26 protein-coding genes and 1 pseudogene are annotated in these 23,264 nt (G+C 71.9%); 21 read left to right on the top strand and 6 right to left on the bottom strand.

What is annotated here, in order from left to right:
• Window positions 1-146: 146 nt before the first annotated feature.
• The 3 genes from GAK38_RS13090 (at window position 147) to GAK38_RS13100 (ending at window position 957) form a co-directional block, all read left to right on the top strand.
• The gene (locus tag GAK38_RS13090) at window positions 147-458 is read left to right on the top strand and encodes a hypothetical protein (RefSeq protein WP_325344782.1); all 312 of its coding nucleotides are present in this window, start codon (window positions 147-149) and stop codon (window positions 456-458) included.
• A 139-nt stretch (window positions 459-597) separates the two neighbouring features.
• Window positions 598-777: a hypothetical protein gene (locus tag GAK38_RS13095; protein ID WP_325344783.1), complete on the top strand. Its 180-nt coding sequence runs from the start codon at window positions 598-600 to the stop codon at window positions 775-777.
• A gap of 48 nt (window positions 778-825) precedes the next feature.
• Window positions 826-957, top strand: coding sequence for a hypothetical protein (locus GAK38_RS13100; RefSeq protein ID WP_325344785.1), 132 nt, complete (start codon window positions 826-828; stop codon window positions 955-957).
• Between the two features lie 18 nt (window positions 958-975).
• Here the strand turns inward: GAK38_RS13100 and GAK38_RS13105 are convergent, their stop codons facing one another.
• On the bottom strand, window positions 976-1,881 hold the full coding sequence (locus GAK38_RS13105; protein WP_325344852.1) for an MBL fold metallo-hydrolase: 906 nt from the start codon (window positions 1,879-1,881) through the stop codon (window positions 976-978).
• Window positions 1,882-2,078: 197 nt separating this feature from the next.
• On the opposite strand from GAK38_RS13105, the gene GAK38_RS13110 reads away from it, so the two are divergent.
• The 4 genes from GAK38_RS13110 (at window position 2,079) to lnt (ending at window position 6,442) form a co-directional block, all read left to right on the top strand.
• Window positions 2,079-2,981 carry an esterase/lipase family protein gene (locus GAK38_RS13110; protein WP_325344787.1) on the top strand — a complete coding sequence of 301 codons (903 nt, stop codon included), beginning with the start codon at window positions 2,079-2,081 and terminating at the stop codon, window positions 2,979-2,981.
• A 194-nt stretch (window positions 2,982-3,175) separates the two neighbouring features.
• Complete coding sequence (locus GAK38_RS13115) at window positions 3,176-3,922, top strand: GNAT family N-acetyltransferase (RefSeq protein ID WP_443089214.1); 747 nt, start codon at window positions 3,176-3,178, stop codon at window positions 3,920-3,922.
• A gap of 79 nt (window positions 3,923-4,001) precedes the next feature.
• Window positions 4,002-4,898 carry an HlyC/CorC family transporter gene (locus GAK38_RS13120; RefSeq protein ID WP_325344789.1) on the top strand — a complete coding sequence of 299 codons (897 nt, stop codon included), beginning with the start codon at window positions 4,002-4,004 and terminating at the stop codon, window positions 4,896-4,898.
• Window positions 4,895-6,442, top strand: coding sequence for an apolipoprotein N-acyltransferase (gene lnt, locus GAK38_RS13125; RefSeq protein WP_325344791.1), 1,548 nt, complete (start codon window positions 4,895-4,897; stop codon window positions 6,440-6,442). The genes GAK38_RS13120 and lnt overlap by 4 nt, the downstream gene beginning before the upstream one ends.
• Here lnt and GAK38_RS13130 read toward each other — a convergent pair.
• Genes GAK38_RS13130 through GAK38_RS13140 form a run of 3 tightly spaced genes read right to left on the bottom strand, consistent with a single transcriptional unit; the run spans window position 6,420 to window position 8,331 of the window.
• The gene (locus tag GAK38_RS13130) at window positions 6,420-6,905 is read right to left on the bottom strand and encodes a type II toxin-antitoxin system VapC family toxin (RefSeq protein WP_325344856.1); all 486 of its coding nucleotides are present in this window, start codon (window positions 6,903-6,905) and stop codon (window positions 6,420-6,422) included. The genes lnt and GAK38_RS13130 overlap by 23 nt on opposite strands.
• Entirely contained in the window at window positions 6,841-7,122 is a 282-nt protein-coding gene (locus tag GAK38_RS13135; protein WP_325344793.1) for a hypothetical protein, read from the bottom strand. The genes GAK38_RS13130 and GAK38_RS13135 overlap by 65 nt, the downstream gene beginning before the upstream one ends.
• 39 nt (window positions 7,123-7,161) lie before the next feature.
• Complete coding sequence (locus GAK38_RS13140) at window positions 7,162-8,331, bottom strand: MFS transporter (protein WP_325344795.1); 1,170 nt, start codon at window positions 8,329-8,331, stop codon at window positions 7,162-7,164.
• A 503-nt stretch (window positions 8,332-8,834) separates the two neighbouring features.
• Between GAK38_RS13140 and GAK38_RS13145 the strand changes: the two genes are divergently transcribed.
• Entirely contained in the window at window positions 8,835-9,080 is a 246-nt protein-coding gene (locus GAK38_RS13145) for a hypothetical protein (RefSeq protein WP_325344858.1), read from the top strand.
• A 19-nt stretch (window positions 9,081-9,099) separates the two neighbouring features.
• Window positions 9,100-10,241: pseudogene (locus GAK38_RS13150) on the top strand (NAD-dependent succinate-semialdehyde dehydrogenase); the annotation flags it as partial.
• A 14-nt stretch (window positions 10,242-10,255) separates the two neighbouring features.
• Here GAK38_RS13150 and GAK38_RS13155 read toward each other — a convergent pair.
• Entirely contained in the window at window positions 10,256-11,017 is a 762-nt protein-coding gene (locus GAK38_RS13155; protein ID WP_325344797.1) for a nucleotidyltransferase domain-containing protein, read from the bottom strand.
• 161 nt (window positions 11,018-11,178) lie between these two features.
• Here GAK38_RS13155 and glyQ point away from each other — a divergent pair, with 161 nt between their 5' ends.
• From glyQ to GAK38_RS13210, 11 genes are all read left to right on the top strand, one after another.
• Window positions 11,179-12,096: a glycine--tRNA ligase subunit alpha gene (gene glyQ / locus GAK38_RS13160; RefSeq protein ID WP_325344799.1), complete on the top strand. Its 918-nt coding sequence runs from the start codon at window positions 11,179-11,181 to the stop codon at window positions 12,094-12,096.
• Window positions 12,097-12,101: 5 nt separating this feature from the next.
• Window positions 12,102-14,246, top strand: coding sequence for a glycine--tRNA ligase subunit beta (gene glyS / locus GAK38_RS13165; protein WP_325344801.1), 2,145 nt, complete (start codon window positions 12,102-12,104; stop codon window positions 14,244-14,246).
• Between the two features lie 17 nt (window positions 14,247-14,263).
• The gene (locus GAK38_RS13170) at window positions 14,264-14,521 is read left to right on the top strand and encodes a hypothetical protein (protein WP_325344802.1); all 258 of its coding nucleotides are present in this window, start codon (window positions 14,264-14,266) and stop codon (window positions 14,519-14,521) included.
• On the top strand, window positions 14,518-15,042 hold the full coding sequence (locus tag GAK38_RS13175) for a hypothetical protein (protein ID WP_325344803.1): 525 nt from the start codon (window positions 14,518-14,520) through the stop codon (window positions 15,040-15,042). Before GAK38_RS13170 ends, GAK38_RS13175 begins: the two co-directional genes overlap by 4 nt.
• A complete protein-coding gene (gene gmhB, locus GAK38_RS13180; protein WP_325344805.1) occupies window positions 15,039-15,614 on the top strand; it encodes a D-glycero-beta-D-manno-heptose 1,7-bisphosphate 7-phosphatase in 576 nt (191 codons plus the stop codon). The genes GAK38_RS13175 and gmhB overlap by 4 nt, the downstream gene beginning before the upstream one ends.
• Before the next feature lie 113 nt (window positions 15,615-15,727).
• Window positions 15,728-16,462, top strand: coding sequence for a lysophospholipid acyltransferase family protein (locus GAK38_RS13185; protein ID WP_325344807.1), 735 nt, complete (start codon window positions 15,728-15,730; stop codon window positions 16,460-16,462).
• Between the two features lie 10 nt (window positions 16,463-16,472).
• Window positions 16,473-17,333: a M48 family metallopeptidase gene (locus tag GAK38_RS13190; protein WP_325344809.1), complete on the top strand. Its 861-nt coding sequence runs from the start codon at window positions 16,473-16,475 to the stop codon at window positions 17,331-17,333.
• A gap of 91 nt (window positions 17,334-17,424) precedes the next feature.
• Window positions 17,425-17,670 carry a metal-sensitive transcriptional regulator gene (locus tag GAK38_RS13195; RefSeq protein WP_325344811.1) on the top strand — a complete coding sequence of 82 codons (246 nt, stop codon included), beginning with the start codon at window positions 17,425-17,427 and terminating at the stop codon, window positions 17,668-17,670.
• A 122-nt stretch (window positions 17,671-17,792) separates the two neighbouring features.
• Window positions 17,793-18,224 (top strand): rhodanese-like domain-containing protein, encoded by a 432-nt coding sequence (locus GAK38_RS13200; RefSeq protein WP_325344813.1) that lies wholly within the window; start codon window positions 17,793-17,795, stop codon window positions 18,222-18,224.
• 31 nt (window positions 18,225-18,255) lie between these two features.
• Entirely contained in the window at window positions 18,256-19,986 is a 1,731-nt protein-coding gene (locus GAK38_RS13205; RefSeq protein WP_325344815.1) for an ABC transporter ATP-binding protein, read from the top strand.
• A gap of 255 nt (window positions 19,987-20,241) precedes the next feature.
• Complete coding sequence (locus GAK38_RS13210; RefSeq protein WP_325344817.1) at window positions 20,242-21,834, top strand: ABC transporter ATP-binding protein; 1,593 nt, start codon at window positions 20,242-20,244, stop codon at window positions 21,832-21,834.
• A gap of 10 nt (window positions 21,835-21,844) precedes the next feature.
• On the opposite strand, the gene lysM is transcribed toward GAK38_RS13210, so the two are convergent.
• Window positions 21,845-22,351 carry a peptidoglycan-binding protein LysM gene (gene lysM / locus GAK38_RS13215; protein WP_325344819.1) on the bottom strand — a complete coding sequence of 169 codons (507 nt, stop codon included), beginning with the start codon at window positions 22,349-22,351 and terminating at the stop codon, window positions 21,845-21,847.
• A gap of 128 nt (window positions 22,352-22,479) precedes the next feature.
• Here lysM and GAK38_RS13220 point away from each other — a divergent pair, with 128 nt between their 5' ends.
• The gene (locus GAK38_RS13220) at window positions 22,480-23,250 is read left to right on the top strand and encodes a type III pantothenate kinase (RefSeq protein WP_325344821.1); all 771 of its coding nucleotides are present in this window, start codon (window positions 22,480-22,482) and stop codon (window positions 23,248-23,250) included.
• Window positions 23,251-23,264: the final 14 nt, after the last annotated feature.

Genomic DNA, 23,264 nt, shown 5'->3' on the forward strand with positions numbered 1-23,264 from the left:
GCGGGGCCGGCCCGCTGCGCGCAGCATGGGCACATTCCTTTCGCAGCCATGCCGTTCACTGGCGAAGGCGTTGCGCAATCTTCTGTTGCATCGCCGCCCTTGCAACGGCACCCTGTACGGCGTAGCACCAGCCTCTGGAGCAACAGATGTCTTCCACTTCCCATTCTTCGGACACGATTCGGCAGGCCCTGTTCCTGGCACTCACCCGCGACGGCCGTGCCGTCGGCCAGCTGGCGGCGCTGTTCCCGCACCTGGGCATCGGCCCGGCGCAGGCGCCGGCCCACATGGCCACCTGGCGCATCGTCTGGAGCGAGCCGCTGGAGCGCCTGGCCGAGCCGGCCCGCGCCGCCCTGCAGGCGGCCGAGCGCGAGGTGCAGCGCAGCCACCGCATCGCCCGCTTCGATATCGCGGATTCCGACGGCGATCTCGACCCGGTGGCACCGGCCGAATCGGCGTAGGTGTTCAGGTGCGTCCTGTCGGCAGCGCAACCCTCAGGTTGACCACCGTCGCGCGCGGGAGCCAGCGCCGCGCCCAGCACGCTGTCCACCGGCTCCTGGAAGTAGCGTGCCCTGCGTCTCGTAGCAGATGCGGCCCGAGATGGCGCAGGCCATCGACGACCTGGCCGAGCGCATGGGCGCGCAGGTGCGGCGCATCCGGCTGACGCTGCAGCTTGAATCGCTGATCGCCCTGCAGGGGCGGCTGTTCGCTTTCGCGGCCCGCCAGTCGCTGGCCCACGAGCGGCTGCACCATGGCGCGCAACTCAGCCCGCCGCTGTAGGCGCGGCTGCAGGGCGGCGCAGGCATCACGCCGCAGGACTATCTGCACATGCGCCAGCAGGCGGCCCTTGGCCGGCAGGCGATCGCCGGCCTGCCGATGGGGGTGCAGGTGATCGGCGCCTACGGCGACGACGAGCAGCTGCTGCGGGTCGCGGAGTTCGTGGGCCGGGCGGCCTGCTGAGAAGGCGCCGCCGGCTACCTACATGTTGACCACGGCGCCGCCTTCGAGCCGCGCCGCCCCGGCGGCCTGCAGGTCGGCCACGAGCCCACCGATCCAGGCCGCGCGGTCGCGGTCGGGAAAGTAGCGGCCTGCCAGCAGGCCGAAGTATTCGGTGGCGAGCGCCCACTGCACCAGCGCCGCCAGCGGTGCGCGCTGCAGCTCCAGCAGCTTGAACTTCAGCAGCACCTTGGCGGCGTAGTGCGCATGGCGCTCGGGCGTGCGCACGAAGCCGTCGAGCCGGCGGCGCGCCCGGCTCAGCGCGTCGGCCACGTCGGTGAAGGCCGGGCCGTGGCCAGGCACGACGGCGGCCGGCGCCAGCGACTCGATCAGGTCCAGCGTCGCGGCCACGGCGCCAAATGCGTCGCCGCCCTCGATTTCGGGAAAGACCACGCCGAAGCCGGTGCGCCAGAGCGCGTCGCCCGACAGCAGCGTGCGCGAGGCCGGCTCGAACAGCACGACCGCATGTGGATCGTGCCCCGGCGCCGCATGCACCTGCCACTGCTGGTCGCCGAGCGCGACGGTGCCGCCGGGCACGAGGAGTTCGTCGACGTGAAAGCGCGGGCACTGCTGGCCGGTGGGTGCATAGCCCAGCGCCTGCTCGTCCCAGGCGGCCACCTGCGCCGCCTGGCCCGGCGGAATCGCGGTGCGGGCCTGCGGCCAAGCCGCCTGCAGCGCGGCGTTGCCGCCGCAGTGGTCGCTGTGCAGATGGGTGTTGACGATGCGGTCGAGCGTGCGGCCGGGGCCCGATGCGTCGAGCGCGTCGCGCACCAGGGCGACCGTCTGCGCGGCATGGGTGCCGTAGCCGGTGTCCACGATGGCCGTGCCCGCGGCGCCGTCGAACAGTACCGCGTTGGCCGACAGCCAGCCGCGCTCGACGACCGCCATGCCGGCGGGCAGCGCGGCGGCATGCGCGGCCACCGGTTCCACCTGCGCCAGAATCGCCCGATGGCGTCTTCTTGTCGTTGTCTCATCCATGGTCTTGTCCTCACCTGCGGTGGCTGATCGATTCTGCAAGGGCGGCCGTTCCGCCGCCACCGGGTTGGCCCTCGGGCGCAGAGGCTGAAGGGAGGAAGAAAGCCGCCATGCTCGCGCGCCTGCAACGCTGCCTGCTGCTGGCCGCCGCGCTGCTGCTGGCCGGCTGGCTCGCCTGGGCCGGGCCGCGCTCGCCGGCGCTGGCTGCCGCCGGCGCGGCGCTGCTGCTGGGCGTGCCGGCGATCGTGCTGGCGCTCGAGTCGCTGCTGATGCACCGCGTCAACCGCGCCGACCCGGCGCCGCGCGCATCGGCCCGCGCGGTGGCCGCGGCTTGGTGGGCCGAGGTGCGGCTCGCGCCGCGCGTGTTCTGCGGACGCCAGCCGTTCGCCGAGCATGCCGTGCCCGATCTGCTGGTGCGCGGCGACGGCGCACCGGCGCGCGGCGTGGTGCTGGTGCACGGGTTCGTCTGCAACCGCGCGTTCTGGAACCCGTGGCTGCGGGCGCTGCGCGCGCGCGGCCAGGTGGTCGTCGCGCCGTCCCTGGAGCCGCCGTTCGCCGCGATCGACGACTTCGTCCCCACGCTCGATGCCGCCGTGCGCCAGGTCGAGGCCGCCACCGGCCTGCCGCCCGTCCTGGTCTGCCACAGCATGGGCGGACTGGTGGCGCGGGCCTGGCTGCACGCCGTGCCGGGCGCCGGTGCGCGGGTGCACCACGTCGTCACGCTCGGCACGCCGCACCGCGGCACCTGGCTGGCGCGCTTCGGCCACGCGCCCAGCGGGTCGCAGATGCGGCCGGACGGCGACTGGCTGCGGCGGCTCGCCGCGGCCGAGCCGCCGGAACGCACGGCGCGCTTCACCTGCTGGTATTCGAACTGCGACAACATCGTCTTCCCGGCCTCGACCGCGACGCTGCCGGGCGCCGACAACCGGTTCGTGGCGGATGTGGCCCATGTGCAGATGGTCTTCCATCCGCCGGTGGTCCGGGCCTGCATGGCGCTGCTGGCGCTGGATTGAGCGGGTATATGCTTGAGATGGCCGTCCGTTGGGCGATAGGTGATGGTTCACCGGGGTGTATATGTTCGACCTCGCGGCCTCGGCGGCGCCCCGGGCTTGCGCCGCGCCGGTTTTGGCCCTATACCGTCCGTCCCGGGATAAGGGTTTGACGCAAGAGGGTGGGCGAGTCTAGGGAAAACCCTTATATTCGCTCCATGTTCACCGCGCACACCTGGCTCCATCCCTGGCTGAACGCCAGCCGCTTCCTGCTGTTTCCGATGGACCTGTTCGCCGTGCCCAAGACGACCGATGCCCACCCGCCTGCCCGCGTGCCGGCCTCGGTCGTGCCGATCCGCACGCTCAGCGCCCGCCACCGCGAGCGCATCCGCGCCCATCTGCTGTCGCTCGACGGCAGCGACCGCTACCTGCGCTTCGGCTACATGGCCAGCGACGAGCAGATCGACCGCTATGTCGATGCGCTGGACTTCGACCGCGACGAGATCTATGGCGTGTTCAACCGCGGCCTCACGCTGATCGCCCTGGCCCATGTGGCCTATGCCGAGGACGTGCGCTTCGACAGCTGCGCCGAGTTCGGCGTGTCGGTGCTCAAGCGGGCCCGCGGCCGCGGCCTGGGCGGGCGCCTGTTCGCCCGCGCCGTCATCAGCGCGCGTGCCAAGGGCGTGCACATGATGTTCATCCACGCGCTGAGCGAGAACACCGCCATGCTCAAGATCGCGCGCCGCGCCGGCGCGACGGTCGAGCGCGACGGCTCGGAGAGCGAGGCCTACCTCAAGCTGCCGCCGGCCGACTTCGACACCCGCATGGCCCACCTGGTCGAGCGCCACCTGGCCGAGCTGGACTACCGCCTGAAGGTCCAGGCCAGGCAGTTCTGGAGCATGCTCTCGAGCATCCAGGAAGTGCGCAAGGGCGTGCGCGAAGGCCGTTCCAAGTCGGCCCAATAGGTAAGCAAAAGCCCGCGGCGGGCCGGCGGAGGGGGCGATCCGCTATCCTAGGATCCTTGTTCGACTCCCACGCCCGTCCGTGTCAGACCCGCACCCCGCGTCCTCCCGCCACCTCCCCGAGCGCGGGGACAAGCGCACCTTCCTCCAGAAAGTCGCCGAGTTCATCCACCCGGGCCCGGACTCGAAGGACGAGCTGATCGAGGTGCTGGCCGAGGCCGAGGACAACGAGGTCATCGGCGCCGAATCGCGGGTGATGCTCGAAGGCGTGCTGCGCCTGGCCGACCTGACCGCCGGCGACACGATGGTCGCCGCGCCGCGCATGGACCTGGTCGACATCGACGCCCCCTACGACGAACTGCTGCATCTCGTCATCGACACGGCGCATTCGCGCTTTCCGGTCTACAGCGGCGAGCGCGAGAACATCATCGGCATCCTGCTGGCCAAGGATCTGCTCAAGCTCCAGCGCGCGCCCGAGCTGAACATCCGCGCGCTGCTGCGCCCGGCGGTGTTCGTGCCGGAGAGCAAGAACCTCAACGACCTGCTGCGCGAGTTCCGCTCCACCCGCAGCCACCTGGCCGTCGTGATCGACGAGTTCGGCCGCGTGGCCGGGCTCATCACCATCGAGGACGTGCTGGAGCAGATCGTCGGCGAGATCGAGGACGAGTTCGACATCGCCGAGGACGAAGGCGACATCTTCGGCCTGGCCGACCGCAGCTACCGCGTCAGCGGCGATACGCCGGTCGACCGCGTGGCCGAGGCGTTCGGCGTGGCGCTGGCCAGCTCCGACCCGAACGAGGAGTTCGACACCATCGGCGGCCTGATCGCCCACGAGATCGGCCACGTGCCCTCGCGCGGCGAGGAGATCGTGCTGGCCGGCCTGCGCTTCGTCGTGCTGCACACCAAGGGCGGCGCGGTGCGCTGGTTCAAGGTCCGGCCGGCGGCGCCGGCGGCCGACGACAGCGCCACGGCTGGATGAGCCGCCATCGTTCTGCGCCGCTTCCGGCGCTGTTCCTGGCGCTTGCCGCCGGGCTCGCGCAGGCCGCCTCGCTGGCCGTGCCCGGCAGCGGCGCGGCGCTCTGGTGGCTGCAGATCCTGTCGCTGGCCGTGCTGTACGGCCTGCTCGACCGCAGCGCCGGTGCCGCCTCCGCCGCGGGCCGGGCGATCGTCTTCGCCACCGCCTGGCTGGCCGCCACCTTCTGGTGGCTCTTCATCTCCATGCACACCTATGGCGGCCTGTCGGCGCCGCTGGCCGTGCTGGCGGTGCTGGGGCTCGCGGCCTTCCTCGGGCTGGACTACGCGCTGCTGGGCGCGGCCTGGCGCCGCTTCGCGCCAAGGAACGGCATCGGCCGCGCGCTGCTGTTCGCCGCTTGCTGGCTGCTGGCCGAACTGCTGCGCGGCACGCTGTACACCGGCTTCCCCTGGGGCGCGGGCGGCTATGCGCATGTCGACGGGCCGCTGGCGGGCTATGCGCCGTGGCTCGGCGTCTACGGCATCGGCTTCCTCGCCGCGTTCGCCGCCTCGGCGCTGGCCCAGCTGGTGCGCGGGCGCTTCGCGGCCTTGCCGGTGGCCGGCATCGTGCTGGCCGCCGGCGCCTGGGGCCACCTGCCGGCGCTGGCCACGCGCGATGCCGGCAGCAGCGGCGAATTCAGCGTCGCGCTGCTGCAGGGCAACATCCCGCAGGACGAGAAGTTCCAGCCGGGCACCGGCGTGCCGGTCGCCCTGCAGTGGTACGGCGAGCGGCTGCGCGATGCGAAGGCCAGCCTCGTCGTCGCGCCCGAGACCGCCATCCCCCTGCTGCCGCAGCAGCTGCCGGCCGGCTACTGGGACGGCCTGCTGCGCCGCTACACGGCGGATGTGTCCGGGTATGGCCTGCAAGCGGCCATCATCGGCCTGCCACTGGGCAGTTCCTCCCTAGGGTATACGAATTCCGTCGTCGGCCTGAAGCCGCAGGCGGATGCCGTCTACCGCTACGACAAGCACCACCTCGTGCCGTTCGGCGAGTTCATCCCGCCGGGCTTCCGCTGGTTCACCGAGATGATGAACATCCCGCTGGGCGACTTCAACCGCGGCCCGGTCGGCGCGGCCTCGTTCGCCTGGGGCCGCCAGCGGCTCGCGCCCAACATCTGCTACGAGGATCTGTTCGGCGAGGAACTGGCCGCGCGCTTCGCCGATGCGCACGGCGCGCCGACCGCCTTCGTCAACGTGAGCAACATCGGCTGGTTCGGCACCGGCGTGGCGATCGACCAGCACCTGCACATCTCACGCATGCGCGCGCTGGAGTTCGCCCGGCCGATGATCCGCGCCACCAACACCGGCGCCACCGCGGTGATCGACCACCACGGGGCGGTGGTCCACAGCCTGCCGCGGGCCACGCGCGCGGTGCTCGAAGGCACGGTCGAGGGCCGCACGGGCACCACGCCGTTCGCCGCCTGGGCTTCGCGCTTCGGGCTGGCGCCGCTGTGGGGGCTGGGGATCGTGGTGCTGGCTGTTGCCGTGGTCAGGCGGCGGGCAGCGCGATGACGGAGGTTCGCAGGCCGGGCACGCGGGCGAAAGCTGCGTCGCCCGTGACCAGGATCGCATCGTCCAGCGACAGTGCGCTTGCCGCGATCAGCGCGTCCGGCGTCTTCAGGCCGTGGAAGGCGCGCAGCACGGTGGCCTGCTCCACCACGGCGGCATCCATCTCGACGGTGCGCGTCACCGCTGCGAACCAGGCGTCATAGCGCGCCAGAAGCTCGGCCTGGCCATCGCGCAGCGGCTTCACGCGGCATGCGAGCCAACTGAGCCGGGAGACGGCGACCGTGCGCGCCGACGTCTCCTGCACCAGTGCCGCCAGCTGGGATGCGACGGCCGCCTGCACGGCCGCCGCGCCTTCGAACCGGTAGATCAGCGCATTCGTGTCGAGGAAAGCGTCGGTGCGCTCATTCCCACTCGCCGCGGGCTGCGGCCGCGCGCTCCGCGAGCGCTGCGCCTCCGAGGGCGCCAGCCGGCAGGTCCGACAGCAGCAGGGTCAGCGCGGCATCCTGTCCTTCGGCTTGCGCAGCGGGGGCTGCGGCTGCCAGCAGCGCGGCATACTGCGCCTCGGACAGCAGCACCGCAGCACGGCGGTTGCGCTTCATCAGATGCGCCGGCCCGTGCCGCAGCGCCGCATCGATGGCATGCATGCCGCTGCGCTTGATGTCGGCGATGGTGAGCGTGTTCATGGCTGATGTGGTATCGAAAACGATGCCGGAAACGGTATCCTAAGTGGGTCGTTCCCGGCACGCCAGCGCCGCCCACCCCAGCAGCACCCCCGCGCCCGCATACAGCAGCCACGCCGGCGCCGCCGGCAGCAGCAGGCCCGCCAGGATCGGGCCGATGCCGGCGCCCAGGTCGCGCCAGACCAGCCGGTTGGCCAGCATCGGCACGCGCTCCGGCCCGGGATGGCGCTGGGCCACGATGGGGGCGACCAGCGGCAGCTGCAGCGCGCGCAGCACGATCACGGTGGCCGCCAAGACCCAGACTGCATGCGTGGCGCTGGCCGCGCCGAAGCCGGCGACGGCCACACCGGTCACCAGCGACAGCACGACCAGCAGGTTCAGCGCGCCCCACCGCTCGGCCATGCGGCCGCCGGCCGGGCCGAGCAGCATCTCCGAGAGGTAGCGCGAACCCATCAGCACGCCGGCGGCGAGCGCGGCGCTCTCGGGCAAGGCCCGCCGGCCCAGGTAGGTCAGGCCCAGGATGAACAGGCCGTCGAGCACCAGACCCTCGATGAACGACCAGCGGTCCAGCGCGCCCGGCAGGCGCAGCCGCCGCGGTGCGGTGGGTGCCGCGGCTGCAGCCGGCCCGGCCGGGAGCTGGCGCGCCAGCGGCACGGCCAGCAGCGCGGCCGCCGCCAGCAGCCAGAAGATGGCGCGCGGACCCGAGGCCATGGCCAGCGCCGCCGCCAACGGCAGCGCGAACATCGGCCCGGCCGCGACGACGGCCTGGGCGCGGCCGGCGCGCCGGGCCGCGCCGCGCGCCTGCCCGGTGGCCAGCGCCTGCACGCCGAGGTTGAGGGCGCCGTACGACAGGCCCCACAGCAGCCGCAGCGGCAGCAGCGCCCAGAAGCCGCTGAGCACCGTCAGCCCCAGCGCGCACCCGGCTGTGGCCAGCGCGGCCGCCGTGCACAGCGCACGCGGGCCGTGCCGCGCATGCAGGCGGCTGACCTGGCCGTAGCCGGCGATGCGCACCAGCCGGTTGGCCGCCAGCAGCACGCCGACCTCGGACAGCGTCAGCCCGAACCGGGCGGCATAGAGCGGCAGCAGCAGGTAGAGCACCACGTCGGTCGGCAGGCACAGGCCCAGCACGGTGGCGGCGCGGCGCGCCTGGCGGTCGGCGGCAGCGAAGGGGAGGTCGGCGGGCGAGGGCGCGGCTGCGGCAGGAGGGCTCATCGGGAACGGCAGAAGAAAAGGGCGCCGATCATCGGCCGGGGGATGCGCCCTGGCAAACGACCAAACTGCGCATCGATAGGTGCACGACGCGCACACATCCAAAAGGGTCGGGGGTATATGACCCAGATGGTCATGGTACGGTGAATATTGGCCTGATAGGTCGGGAGTATATTGCTCGAGAAACGCCGGTGTTCGTGCCCGGGACGAGCCTCAAGGTGTCGTTCGGCGGCACCCGTCGCGGCCTATGGCCGGCTTGACACGCTGTTCAACAACGCCGACATCGCGCAGACCAAGTCCTTCCTTCCATCACCGAAGAGGGCTGGCACCGCGTGATGGAAGTCAGCGCGCTGTCGATGCGGATCGGCACCCAGGAGGGCCGTGCGCCATTTCATCGCCCAGGGGCGGCGGGCGCATCGTCGACACTGCCTCCGTTGCGGGCAAGCAGGGCATCCGCGTCAACGCCATCTAACCCAGCGTGGTCGCTACGCCGATGCGGAAGACCATTGACCAGGGCTTCCGCGACGAGGGGACGAGGGCTCACCCACGACGAGAAAGATGCCTTCGACAACATCCTCTCCAGCGCCCTGGCGGGCCGGGCCGGGCCTCCGAGGCAAACGACCTGGCCGGCCGCGCGCTTCCTGGCCCCGCCCAACGCAGACTTCATCACCGGCCAGTTGCTGCTGATGGATGGCGGCATCGTGCTGGCCTGCGGCCGGTTCACGGTTCGCCGATGGCCTGCGCGAGCGTAGCGAACGCAGGTCGAGGCCCCGGGGCGAGATCGGCTACGCTGCGAGCTTCATCGAATGGTTCGCAGAGGAGGGCAAGCGCGTGCACGGCGACACCCTGGCCACCCCGGCAGCCGACAAGCGCATCGCCGTGCCAAGGAGCCGATCGGCGTCTGTGCCGCGATCACGCCATGGAACTTCCCGGCCGCCATGATCACCCGCAAGGCCGGCCCGGCGCTGGCCGCCGGCTGTCCGATGGTGCTCAAGCCGGCCGAGTCCACACCGCTGTCGGCCCTGGCGCTGGCAGTGCTGGCCGAGCGCGCGGGCGTGCCACCCGGGGTGTTCAGCGTGCTGACCGGCGAGCCGCGCGCCATCGGCGGCGAGCTGACGGCCAGCCCCGTGGTGCGCAAGCTCAGCTTCACCGGCTCGACCGAGGTCGGCCGCCTGCTGTTCCGCCAGAGCGCGGACACGGTCAAGAAGCTTTCGCTCGAACTCGGTGGCAACGCGCCGTTCATCGTGTTCGACGATGCCGACCTGGACGCGGCGGTCGAGGGAGCCATCGCCTCCAAGTTCCGCAACGCCGGCCAGACCTGCGTCTGCGCCAATCGCCTCTACGTGCAGGCCGGCGTCTACGATGCCTTCGCCGAGAAGCTGGTCGCCGCGGTGCGCAAGCTCAAGGTCGGCCACGGAACCGAGCCCGGCGTGGAGCAAGGCCCGCTGAGCGATGCCGAGGCCGTCGCCAAGATCCAGTCCCACATCGCGGACGCGCAGGCGCTCGGTGGCAGGGTCGTCACCGGCGGGCGGCCGCATGCGCTGGGCGGTACTTTCTTCGAGCCGACCGTGCTGGTCGGCGCCACGCAGGCCATGCGCGTGGCGCGCGAGGAGACCTTCGGCCCGTTCGCGCCGCTGTTCCGGTTCGAGACCGAGGACGAGGTGCTCGCCCTGGCCAACGACACCGAGTTCGGCCTGGCCAGTTACCTCTACAGCGAGAACCTGCGCCGCGTCTGCCGGGTATCGGAGCGGCTGGAGTACGGCATGGTGGGCGTCAACACCGGGCTGATCTCCAACGAGGTGGCGCCATTCGGCGGCGTCAAGCAGTCGGGCCTGGGCCGTGAAGGCTCGCACTACGGCATCGACAACTACCTGGTCGTCAAGTACGTCTGTCTGGGCGGCATCCGGGACTGACGCCGCCGCCGCGGTCAGCGGTCCGCTTCGGGCGTGGAATGGTCCGGTCCGGAATCCCACTCGAAGAAGCCCCGGGTTCCCAGCACGCTATCGGCCGCTTGGCGCAAGGCGTCGCGCGCGCGGGCCGGCGCTTCGCCGAGGGCGGCCGACAGCAGCCCTGCCGCGTCGGGGTCCACGGCGGCGAGCAGGGCCAGGCGCTCCTTGGGCCGCGGCAGGTGCCAGTTGGCCTTGAGGTACGCGTGCCGGACGACGGCATTCACGGCCCAGGCCAGCGCCTGCCGGGCATCGGCCGTGTCGGCATCGCCGAAGTCCAGCGCGTCCTTCACCTGGCAGGCGGCCGCATACCGGTCGCGCCGCAGCGCGTCCGCGTCGAGCGCGGGGCCGCGTGCCAGCACGTCGCGGGCCGCGGCGATGGCCGAGGCCATGCGTTCTCCGGTGTCCTTCACTAGGCTGCCGGTGGCCAGCATGTGCGCCATGACCGGGCGGCCCCGGGCCGCCTCGTCGCGAACGGAATGTTCCAGCCAGGCCGGGGAGTTGAAGAACAGTTCGGCGGGTATCCCGTTGAATCGCCGCTGGACGCGCCGGCGCCAGGCGCCGTCGTGCAGCACGACGATGTCGAGGTCGCTGGACGGCCCCGGGTTGCCCCGGACGATGCTGCCCGACACGACGATGCCGACAGGCTCGGCCACGGACGGCAGCCAGGCGAGCGCCTGTTCCAGGGCCGTGCGGTATGGCTCCTGCAAATGTTCGATGCTGGTTCGGGTCGACGGGCTCATGGTGCCAGGGAAAGTTTGCGGGGCTCCCACTGTACCGAGGCCAAGCGCCGCCCGGCGGATGCGCGCGGGCCGGCCTCGTAGAATCGCCGGTTCGCGCGCGCCTGCGGGCGCCGCCTACCACCGCCTTTCCGGCGCGGCCCATGGGCCGCGCCCGCACACGCATGTTGACCTTCCAGCAAATCATCCTGAAGCTCCAGTCCTACTGGGACGCCCAGGGCTGCGCCCTCCTGCAGCCCTACGACATGGAGGTGGGCGCCGGCACCTCGCACACCGCCACCTTCCTGCGGGCCATCGGCCCCGAGCCCTGGAAGGCCGCCTACGTGCAGCCCAGCCGCCGCCCCAAGGACGGCCGCTACGGCGAAAACCCCAACCGCCTGCAGCACTACTACCAGTTCCAGGTCGTGCTCAAGCCCGCGCCGGCCGACATCCTGGAGCTGTACCTGGGCTCGCTCGAAGCGCTGGGCTTCGACCTGAAGAAGAACGACATCCGCTTCGTCGAGGACGACTGGGAGAACCCCACGCTCGGCGCTTGGGGCCTGGGCTGGGAGGTGTGGCTCAACGGCATGGAAGTCACGCAGTTCACCTACTTCCAACAGGTCGGCGGCATCGACTGCCGGCCCGCCACCGGCGAGATCACCTACGGCCTGGAGCGCCTCGCCATGTACCTGCAGGGCGTGGACAACGTCTACGACCTCAAGTGGACCGACGCCATCAGCTACGGCGACGTCTACAAGCAAAACGAGGTGGAGCAGTCCACCTACAACTTCGAGCATTCGGACGCCGGCTTCCTCTTCACCGCCTTCGCGGCGCACGAGAAGCAGGCCCTGCACCTGATCGGCGCGCAGCTGGCGCTGCCGGCCTACGAGCAGGTGCTCAAGGCCGCGCACAGCTTCAACCTGCTCGACGCCCGCGGCGCCATCAGCGTGACCGAGCGCGCCGCCTACATCGGCCGCATCCGCAACCTCGCTCGGTCGGTGGCGCAGAGCTACTACGACAGCCGCGAGCGCCTGGGCTTCCCGATGGCGCCGCGCGAGTGGGTCGCGCAGATCCCGCCGAAGAAAGAAAAAGCCGCGGCCTGAACGACATGACCACCACCATCCAGAACCTCCTCGTCGAACTCTTCGTCGAAGAACTCCCGCCCAAGGCGCTCGACAGGCTCGGCAACGCCTTCGCGGGCGAGCTGTTCGACCAGCTCCAGGCCCAGGGCCTGGCCGCGGCCGGCTCCATGCTGACCGCCTATGCCTCGCCGCGCCGCCTCGCGGTCCACGTCACCGGCGTGGCCGCGCGCGCGGCCGACCGCGCCGTCTCGCAGAAGCTGATGCCGGCCACCGTCGGCCTGGACGCCGCCGGCAACGCCACGCCGGCGCTGCTCAAGAAGCTGGCCGCGCTCGGCGCCGATGCGTCGGCCGTGCCAGGCTTGAAGCGCCAGAACGACGGCAAGGCCGACGTGCTGTTCTTCGAAAGCACCGCCGCCGGCGCCACGCTGGCCGAGGGCCTGCAGAAGGCGCTGGGCGAAGCGATTGCCAGGCTGCCGATCCCCAAGGTCATGACCTACCAGCTCGAATCCGGCACAGCGCTGCCGGGCTGGGACAGCGTGCAGTTCGTGCGCCCGGCGCATGGTCTGGTCGCGCTGCACGGCAGCGACGTGGTGCCGGTCACGGCGCTGGGCCTCGCGGCCGGCAACGCCACCCACGGTCACCGCTTCGAGGCGAAGGCCGACCCGGTCGTGCTGCGCGATGCCGACAGCTATGCGCAGCAGCTGCGCGACGAGGGCGCGGTGATCGCGGGCTTCGCCGAGCGCCGCGCCGAGATCGCGCGCCAGCTGCAGGCCGCGGCCGAACGCATCGGCGGCGGCCTGCGGCCGATCGACGATGCGGCGCTGCTCGACGAAGTGACCGCGCTGGTCGAGCGGCCCAACGTGCTGGTCTGCGAATTCGAGCCCGAATTCCTCGACGTGCCGCAGGAGTGCCTGATCCTCACGATGAAGGCCAATCAGAAGTACTTCCCGCTGCTCGATGCCGAAGGCCGGCTGACCCACCGCTTCCTGGTCGTCAGCAACATCACCCCCGACGATGCCAGCGCGGTGGTCGGCGGCAACGAGCGCGTGGTGCGCCCGCGCCTGGCCGACGCCAAGTTCTTTTTCGACCAGGACCGCAGGAAGCGCCTGGAGGACCGCGTCGAATCGCTCGGCAAGGTCGTCTACCACAACAAGCTCGGCACCCAGGGCGAGCGCGTGGAGCGTGTGCGCGCCATCGCCCGCGCCATCGTGGCGCAATGGGGCGGTGACGCCACCCTGGCGCAGCAGGCCGACGCCGCCGCGCTGCTGGCCAAGACGGATCTCGTGACCGACATGGTCGGCGAGTTTCCCGAGCTGCAGGGCACGATGGGCCGCTACTACGCGCGCAACGACGGTCTGGCGCCCGAAGTGGCCGACGCGATCGAGGACCACTACAAGCCCCGCTTCGCCGGCGACGTGCTGCCGCGCGGCCGCACCGGCGCCGTCGTGGCGCTGGCCGACAAGCTGGAGACGCTGGCCGGCATGTTCGGTATCGGCAACCTGCCGACCGGCGACCGCGACCCGTTCGCGCTGCGCCGCCATGCGCTCGGCGTGATCCGCATCCTGTCGGAGACCGGCGCGCCGCTGGCGCTCGATGCGCTGCTCGACGCCGCCTTCGCCGCTTTCGGCCATCTCGCCATCGTGCAGCAGGACGCGCGCGCCGCGCTAGCCGACTTCGTCTACGACCGGCTGGCCGGCAGCCTGCGCGAGCAGGGCTACAGCGCGCAGGAGGTCGATGCCGTCGTCGGCCAGCGCCCGCAGCGCCTGGCTGACGTGGGACGCCGCCTGGAGGCGGTGCGCGCCTTCGCCGCGCTGCCCGAAGCCGCGGCGCTGGCGGCGGCCAACAAGCGCATCGGCAACATCCTGAAGAAGGCCGCCGCCCTCGACGTCGATGCCCATGTGAGCGAGCTGCTGCTGCGCGAGCCGGCCGAAAAGGCGCTCTACGCCGCCCTCCTCGACGTGCTGCCGCGCGCCGAGGCGCAGTTCGGCGCCGGCGACTACACCGCCTCGCTCCAGACGCTGGCCGCGCTGCGCGCGCCGGTCGATGCGTTCTTCGACGGTGTGCTGGTCAATGCCGACGAGGAGGACGTGCGCCTGAACCGCCAGGGCCTGCTGGCCGAGCTGCACCGGGCGATGAACCGCGTGGCCGACCTGTCGCGCCTGGCGGCCTGAGTGCCGATAATCCGGCCATGAACCGGCAGCAGCAGATCGACCGCTTCCTCTTCGCGGCCCACCGGCTCGCGTTGGCGCGGCTGCGGGCCGAACTTGGCCGGCTCGCCGATGCGTCCCGGCTGCTGAGGCAATGGCGCGCACAGGCCAGCGCCATCCGCTCGGACGCCTACTGGGACGAATGGCAGGCGCTGCTGCGCAGCGTCTCGCCGCTGTCGGTGCTGCTCTCCCAGCACGAGCGCCGGTCGCTGCTGCGCGAGGCGCGCGAGAAAGCATGAAACGCTCTGAAGCCGAGCATGCCCTGCGCGCGGCGGCGGCGATTGCCCAGGAGCAGTCGTTCGTGGTGGTCGGCAGCCAGGCCGTGTTGCTGAGCCATCCCCATGCTCCCGACGAACTGCTCGTTTCGCGCGAGCTCGACCTGTATCCGGCGCTGCATCCCGAGAAGGCCGATCTGATCGACGGCGCCGGCGCCATGTCGAGCTTCCACGAAACCTCCGGCTACCACGCCGATGGCGTCGGGCGGGAAACGGCCATCATGTCGGCGGACTGGCAGGACAGGGCGCAGCTCCACTATGTCGGCGAGGAGGCTGCGGTCTGCCCGGAGATCCACGACCTGGCCGTGTCCAAGTGCGTGGCTGGCCGCGACAAGGATGGGACTTCGTACGCGTGCTGCAGCAGCAAGGGTAGGTGGACATCGAGATGCTTGTCGCCCGCATCCGGCAGCTGGACGCAGCCGTGGCGCCGGTGGATGCGATTGCCGCGTGGGCGCGGCGCCGCCAGCAGGAGGTCTGAACCATGAAACTCGTCATCCTCGGCCGCGACGGCACGATCAACGAAACCAGCGGCGCCTTCGTCACCTCGGTGGACGAATGGCAGCCGCTGCCGGGCGCGCTGGAGGCGATCGCGCGGCTCAACCAGGCCGGCTACACCGTCGTCGTCGCGTCCAACCAGCCCGGCCTGGGCCGCGGGCTGTTCGACGCCGGCGCGCTCAACGCCATGCATTCCCGCATGCACAAGCTGCTGGCCGCCGCGGGCGGGCGCATCGACGCGATCTTCTTCTGCCCGCACACGCCGGACGAAGGCTGCGACTGCCACAAACCCAAGCCGGGCCTGGTCCTGCAGATCGGCGAGCGCTACGGCATCCCGCTGGCCGGCGTGCCCGTGGCCGGCGACGAGTTGCGCGACCTGCAGGCCGCCGCCGCCGCGGGCTGCGAGCCGCACCTGGTGCAGACCGGCCGCGGCGCCCAGGTCTGCCCCGACGGCGCGGCGCCGTCGGGCTTTCCCGCGGGCACGCAAGTGCATGCCGACCTGCGCGCCTTCGCCGACGCGATCATCGCGCGCGACGCCCAGTCGATCGCACTGGCTGTCTGACCATATACCCCCGGGGTAATGTGGCCGTGGTGGGCAGAAGACAAGCGCACTGAGGCTATACCCCAGACCACTCCGATGGCGCGCCGAAGCAGCGCACCGCCTTTCCCTGCCCCATGAACCTGCTCCGATCGATCCTGCACCAGCTCTGGATGGCCGCCACGGTCGTGCCCTGGGCGCTGTTCGTGCTTGTGGCCTCGCTGTTCGTCAGCTCCACGCGGCTCTATTGGCTGTGCGTCGGCTGGCTGCGCATGGCCGTGGCCGGCGGGCGCGTCATCCTCGGCATCCGCAACCGGGTGACCGGCCGGGAGAACCTGCCGCAGGGCGCGCGCGACCCGGCCATCCTGCTGGTCAAGCACCAGTCCACCTGGGAGACCTTCGCGCTGCCCACGCTGATGCCGCACCCGCTGGCCTACGTGTTCAAGCGCGAGCTGCTGTTCGTGCCGTTCTTCGGCTGGGCCATGGGCCGGCTCGACATGATCCACATCGACCGCGGCCGCCGCGCCCAGGCGTTCGCCAAGGTGGTCAGGCAGGGCCGCCGGCTGCTGGCGCAGGGCACCGGGGTCATCATGTTCCCCGAAGGCACGCGCACCGCGCGCGGCCAGGCCGGACCGTACAAGTCGGGCGGCACGCGGCTCGCGGTGGAGACCGGCGTGCCGGTGATCCCGATCGCCGTGACCTCGGCGCGCTGCTGGCCGCGCAAGGCTTTCGTCAAGCGCCCGGGCATCGTCGACATCTCCATCGGCCCGGCGATCCCGAGCGCGGGCCGCGCGCCGGAGGAGCTGATGCGCGAGGTGCAGCAGTGGATCGAAACGGAGATGCGCCGGCTGGATCCGGAAGCCTATCGCTGAGCGCCCGCCGATGCGCCGCCTGCTGCAGTTGACGCTGGACCTGTTCGACGCGGCGCCGCCGCCGGCACCGCCGGCCGCGCCCGCGCCGCCGGCCGTGCCGATCCGCGACGTGCTGCACCCGGGCGCCTACAGCCATCCGCAGGCCAACCGGCGCATCCACCTGGGCGATGCGGTCGTGGCCTATGCGCTGCGGCGTGCGCGGCGGCGCACCATCGGCTTCACCGTGGGGCCGGACGGCCTGGCCGTGGCCGCGCCCACCTGGGTGGGCCAGGGCGAGATCGACGCGGCCCTGCGGGCCAAGGCCGCCTGGGTCGTGCGCAAGCTCGCCGAGTTCCGCGACCGCCAGGCTCGCGTGGCGCAGGCCGCCATCGCCTGGGGCGACGGCGCGCTGCTGCCCTACCTGGGCGCGCCGCTGCGCGTGGTGCTCGACGGCGCCCAGCGCGGCGGCCGCGCGCTGCTGTGCACCGCGCCCGACGGCGAGCGGCAGCTGCGCCTGGCGCTGCCGGCCGCCGCCACGGCCCAGCAGGTGCGCGACGCGGTGCAGGCCTGGATCATGCGCGAGGCCCGCGCGCTCTTCGTGCAGCGGCTCGACCACTTCGCGCCGCAGCTCGGCGTGCAGTGGAAGCGGCTGGCGCTCAGCAGCGCGCAGACCCGCTGGGGCAGCGCGCGCAGCGACGGCTCGATCCGCCTCAACTGGCGGCTCATGCACTTCGGCCTGCCGGTGATCGACTACGTCGTCGCACACGAACTGGCGCACCTGCGCGTCATGGACCACAGCCCGCGCTTCTGGGACACGGTGGCCACCGTCTGCCCGGACCACGCGGCGCTGCGCAGCCGCCTGCGCGACGAAGCCCTGCCGGCGTGGCGATGAAACAACGGCGTACCGCAGCGTTGCACGACGTATACCCATGCATGTATAGTCGCGCAGTCGCCACCATACAGCCACTGTGCAGGAGTACCCTATGGCAGCTTTGACCGACGCCACCAAGAAGAAAGCGCTGCAGGCCCGCCTTTCGCGTGCCGAAGGCCAGGTCCGCGGTGTGCTCAAGCTCGTGCGCGAGGATGCGGACTACGAACGCGTGTCCCAGCAGCTGGCCGCCGCCCGCAAGGCGCTGGACCGTGCCTTCTTCTCGCTGGTGGGCGACGCGATCGAGCAGGGCGAGCTCACGCCCGAGCAGGTCGCCGCGCTGCTGGCCAAGTTTGCATAGGGGGCGACCCGCGCTTCGCGCTCTAGGAAGAGGGCACCTCCAGCGGCCCGGCAAAGCCGGCTCCGCCGGGCTGCTGGCCCGGCCGCGTACCATTGACGGCGACGCCCTCCCGGAGACACGCCATGAGTGAAACACCGAACAGCCCTGCCGACGTCCGCCCCGCAGAAGGCTATGCGGGCGACGTGACGCCCGAGACCGCCTGGCAGTGGGTGCAGTCCGGCGCCGCGGTGCTGGTGGACGTGCGCACCGACGCCGAGCGCGACTGGGTCGGCTTCGTGCCCGGTGCGGTACCGCTGGCCTGGAAGCGGTATCCGGCGATGGACCTCAATCCGGACTTCGACGCCGGCATCGCCGCCGCCGTGCCGGCCGGCACCAAGGCCGTGCTGCTGTGCCGAAGCGGCGTGCGCTCGGTGGCCGCCGCGCGGCGCGCCGCCGAACTCGGCGTGGAGGCCTACAACATCCTCGAAGGCTTCGAGGGCGACGCCGACGCGCAGGCCCACCGCAACACCCGGGGCGGCTGGCGCTGGCGCGGCCTGCCGTGGCAGCAGAAGTAGCGGCGGCGGCCGTCGTGCTGCCGGGCGCGGGATGCTGATCCCGCTGCTGAGGCGGTTCCTGCGGCCCTACCGGCACCTGCTCGCCGCGGTGGCGGCGCTGCAGCTGGCGCAGTCGCTGGCCTCGCTGTACCTGCCGCGGCTCAACGCGGACATCATCGACCACGGCGTGCTGGCCGGCGACAGCGGCCGCATCCTCTCGCTCGGCGCGGTGATGCTCGGCATGTCGCTGCTGCAGATTGGTGCGGCGATCGCGGCGGTCTGGTTCGGCGCCCGCGTGGCGATGCGCCTGGGCCGCGACCTGCGCGCGGCGGTGTTCGCGCAGGTGAGCGCCTTCTCGGAGCAGGAGGTGCAGCAGTTCGGCGCGCCGAGCCTCGTGACCCGCACCACCAACGACGTGCAGCAGGGGCAGATGCTGGTGCTCATGACCTGCTCGCTGCTGTTCACCTCGCTGTTCCTCGCGGTCGGCGGCGTGGGCATGGCGCTGCACCTGGACGTCGCGCTGTCGTGGGCCATGCTGGTGGCCGTGCCGGTGCTGCTGGCGGTGCTCGGCCTCGTCATCTCGCGCATGCTGCCGCTGTTTGCGCGCATGCAGGTGCAGACCGACGACCTCAACCGCGTGCTGCGCGAGCAGCTCGCCGGCATCCGGGTGATCCGCGCCTTCGTCACTGAGCAGGCCGAGGCCGCGCGCTTCGGCCGCGCCAACGACGCCATCACCGCCACCGCGCTCGGCGTCGGCCGGCTGTTCGCGCTGATGTTCCCGGTGTCGATGCTGATCCTCAACCTCACGAGCGTGGCCGTGGTCTGGTTCGGCGCCTCGCGGGTGCAGGCCGGCATGGAGGTCGGCGCGCTGGTCGCCTTTCTGAGCTACCTCGCGCAGCTGCTGATGTCGATCCTGATCGCGACCATGCTGGCCTTTGTCGCGCCGCGCGCGGCGGTGTCGGCCGGGCGCATCGGCGCGGTGCTCGCAACCCGGCCGAGCGTGCCGCCCGCGGCCGCGCCGGTGGCCGTGCTGCCGGCGCCGGGCACGCTGGAGTTCCGCGACGTCGATTTCTCCTACCCCGGCGCAGAAAAGCCGGTGCTCCAGGGCATCAGCTTCACCGCCGCGCCCGGCACCGTGACCGCGGTCGTCGGCGCCACCGGCGCCGGCAAGACGACGCTGGTACACCTGGCCGCGCGCCTGTTCGACGCGACCGCGGGCAGCGTGCGCGTGGGCGGCGTGGACGTACGCGACCTGGCCGAGGACACGCTCTACGCCGAGGTCGCGCTGGTGCCGCAGCGGCCCTACCTGTTCTCGGGCACGGTCGCATCGAACCTGCGCTACGGCGATCCCGGCGCGGACGACGCGGCGCTCTGGCGGGCGCTCGACGTCGCCCAGGCGCGCGACTTCGTCGAGCGGCTGCCCGAGGGGCTGGCCGCGCCGATTGCGCAGGGCGGTACCAACGTCTCGGGCGGCCAGCGCCAGCGCCTGTCGATCGCGCGCGCCGTGGTCAAGCGCCCGCGCATCTACCTGTTCGACGATGCGTTCTCGGCGCTCGACACCGCGACCGACGCGCGCCTGCGCGCCGCGCTGGCCGCGCAGGCCGGCGGCGCGGCGCGCATCGTGGTGGCGCAGCGGATCGGCTCGATCGCCGAAGCCGACCAGATCCTGCTGCTGGAGGACGGCCGCATCACCGCGCGCGGCACCCATGCGCAGCTGCTTGCGTCCTCGCCGGCCTATGCGGAGATCGCGCGCAGCCAGATGCAGCCGGAGGCTCCGCCGTGAGCGCCACCCCCCGCGCCGGCCGGCCGATGCCCGGCCCGGGCATGCATGCGGCCGTGCCGGTCGAGCGTTCGCGCGACTTCGGCGCCTCGCTGCGGCGCCTGGCCGGCCTGCTGCGGCCGCAGTGGACCGCCCTTGCGGTCGCGGTGGCGCTGGCGGCCGCAGGCGTCGCGCTGTCGGCGCTCGGGCCGCTGATCCTCGGCCAGGCCACCGACCTCGTGGTCGCCGGTGCCGGCGCCGCCGGCAACGGCATCGTGTTTGCGCGGCTGGCGCGTGCTGGGCGGCGCCGTGGCGCTCTACCTGCTGTCGGCGCTGTTCGGCTGGGCGCAGGCCTGGCTGGTCAGCCGCGTCATCCAGCGCACCGTCCGGCAGCTGCGCGCGCGCGTGGAGGACAAGCTGCACCGGCTGCCGCTGGCCTATTTCGACACGCTGCCGCGCGGCGAGCTGCTCAGCCGCGTGACCAACGACATCGACAACGTCGCGCAGACGCTGCAGCAGAGCTTCCACCAGCTGCTCAACGCGGCGCTCACGCTGCTCGGCGTGGGCGCGATGATGTTCGTCGTCTCGCCGCCGCTGGCGCTGCTCACGCTGCTGGCGATCCCGCTGACCTACGCGGCGACCGCGCTCGTGGCGCGGCGCTCGCGGCAGCTGTTCACCGCGCAGTGGGCGCGCACCGGCAGCCTCAACGCCGAGGTCGAGGAGGGCTACAGCGGCCATGCGCTGGTGCGCGTGTTCGGGCGGCGGCGCGAGGCGGCCGAACGCTTCGCGCAGGAGAACCGCGCGCTCTACGAGGCGAGCTTCGGCGCGCAGTTCTGGAGCGGCATCGTCATGCCGGCGATGATGTTCGTCGGCAACCTGGTCTATGTGGCGATCGCCGTGGCCGGCGGGCTGATGATGGCCGCGGGCACGGTCACGCTGGGCGGCGTGCAGGCGTTCATCCAGTATTCGCGCCAGTTCACCCAGCCGCTCGGCCAGCTCGGCTCGCTGGCCAACCTCGTGCAGTCGGGCGTGGCCAGCGCCGAGCGGGTGTTCGAGCTGCTCGACGCGGCCGAGCAGGCGAGCGAGCCAGCGCAGCCGCAGCTGCCGGCCGAGGCGCGCGGGAGGCTGGTGTTCGACGACGTCTCGTTCCGCTACCGCAGCGACAAGCCGCTGATCGAGCACCTGTCGCTCACGGTCGAGCCCGGCCAGTCGGTCGCCATCGTCGGGCCCAGCGGCTCGGGCAAGACCACGCTGGTCAACCTGATCCTGCGCTTCTACGAGATCGACGGCGGCGCGATCACGCTCGACGGCGTGGACATCCGCGCCATGCGCCGCGACCAGCTGCGCCGGCGCACGGCGATGGTGCTGCAGGACACCTGGCTGTTCGCCGGCACGATCCGCGACAACATCGCCTACGGCCGCCCCGACGCGACCGACGAGGAGGTCGTGGCGGCCGCGCAGGCCACATATGTCGATGCCTTCGTGCGCCGCCTGCCCGACGGCTACCGCACGGTGCTCGACGACGAGGCGTCGGGCCTGTCGGCCGGCCAGCGCCAGCTGATCACGATCGCACGGGCCTTCCTCACGCGGCCGAGCGTGCTGATCCTCGACAAAGCCACGAGCTCGGTGGACACGCGCACCGAGCTGCTGCTGCAAAAGGCGATGGCCGCGCTGCGTGCCGACCGCACCAGCTTCATCATCGCCCACCGCCTGTCCACGATCCGCGACGCCGACCGCATTCTCGTGATGGAGTCGGGCGCGATCGTGGAACAGGGCCGGCACGCGGAACTGCTCGCCGCCGGCGGGGCCTATGCGGCGCTCTATGCCGCGCAGTTCGCCGGTGGCGCCGATGCGCAGGGCGCGGCCGGCTGAGCGGCGGGGCTCAGAGCTTGGGGATGCGCAGCTTCTGGCCCGGGTAGATCTTGTCCGGGCTCGACAGCAGCGGCTTGTTGGCTTCGAAGATCACGTTGTACTTGTTGGCGTCGCCGTAGTACTTCTTGGCGATGGCCGACAGCGTGTCGCCGGACTGCACGTCGTGGTACTGCGACGCGTCGGCCGGCGCGGCCACGGTCAGCAGGTTTTTCACCTCCTTGACGCGGCTGACGTTGCCGGCCGCGAGCGCGGCCTTCTCGAACGCCTCCTGCGTCGGCGCCTGGCCGCGCAGCGTGACCTTGCCGCTGGCGCCGTCGAAGGCGACGGCGAGGCCCGTCAGGCCGAGCTTCTGCGCCTCGACATACGTGCGGATCGCCTCGCTGGCCTTGGCGTTGAGTTCGTCGAGGGATGCCTTGTGGGCGGCCGGATCGCTGGCGGCCTGGGTGGCGGCGTGCTCGACCTCCTTGGTGCCGAAGAGCTTTTCGCCGGCGTCCTTGATGAAGCTGATGAGACCCATGAATGACACTCCTGTCGAAGGTGGAAGAAAAGAAGGCCGGGACACTGTAGCGCAGCGCGCAGCGCGCGGCCGCGCCGGTGACAGGTCGTGCCCGACGCGGCAGGGCCGGGCACCGATAATCCGCCCCCATGACCTTCCTGGCCATCGACATCGGCAACACCCGCCTCAAGTGGGCCCAGTACGACGGGGGCCGCCCCGGCGCGCGGCTGCTGGCGCAGGGCGCGGAATTCCTGGAGAACATCGACCGCCTGGCCGAGGGGCCCTGGGCCGCGCTGCCGCCGCCTGCGCGCATGCTGGGCTGCGCCGTGGCCGGCGACGCGGTGAGGAAGCGCGTGGAGGAGCAGATGGAGCTGTGGGACGTGGCGCCGAGCTGGGTCGCCTCGTCGCCGGCGGAGGCCGGCCTCGTCAACGGCTACGACCATCCGGGGCGCCTGGGCACCGACCGCTGGGTCGCGATGATCGGCGCGCGCGCGCGGGTGCTGGCGCGCGGGCCGGCGCGGCCGGTCATCGTCGTCATGGTCGGCACCGCGGTGACGGTGGAGGCGATCGACGCCGGCGGCCGCTTCCTCGGCGGGCTGATCCTGCCGGGCCACGGCATCATGCTGCGCGCGCTCGAATCGGGCACCGCCGGGCTGCACGTGCCCACGGGCGAGGTGCGGCGCTTTCCGACCAACACCAGCGACGCGCTGACCAGCGGCGGCACCTATGCCATCGCCGGCGCGGTCGAGCGGCTGGCCCGGCACCTGGCAGAGGACAGCGGCGAAGAGCCCGCCTGCATCATGACTGGCGGGGCCGGCTGGAAGATGGCGCCGTCGATGACGCGGCCGTTCGAACTCGTGGAAAACCTGATCTTCGACGGACTGCTGGAGATCGCGCCGCGCCGCGCCGCGGTGGCCTGATACCCCAGGCAGGA

The sequence above is a fragment of the Xylophilus sp. genome, assembly GCA_009914555.1.
Lineage (GTDB): Bacteria > Pseudomonadota > Gammaproteobacteria > Burkholderiales > Burkholderiaceae_C > WNDY01.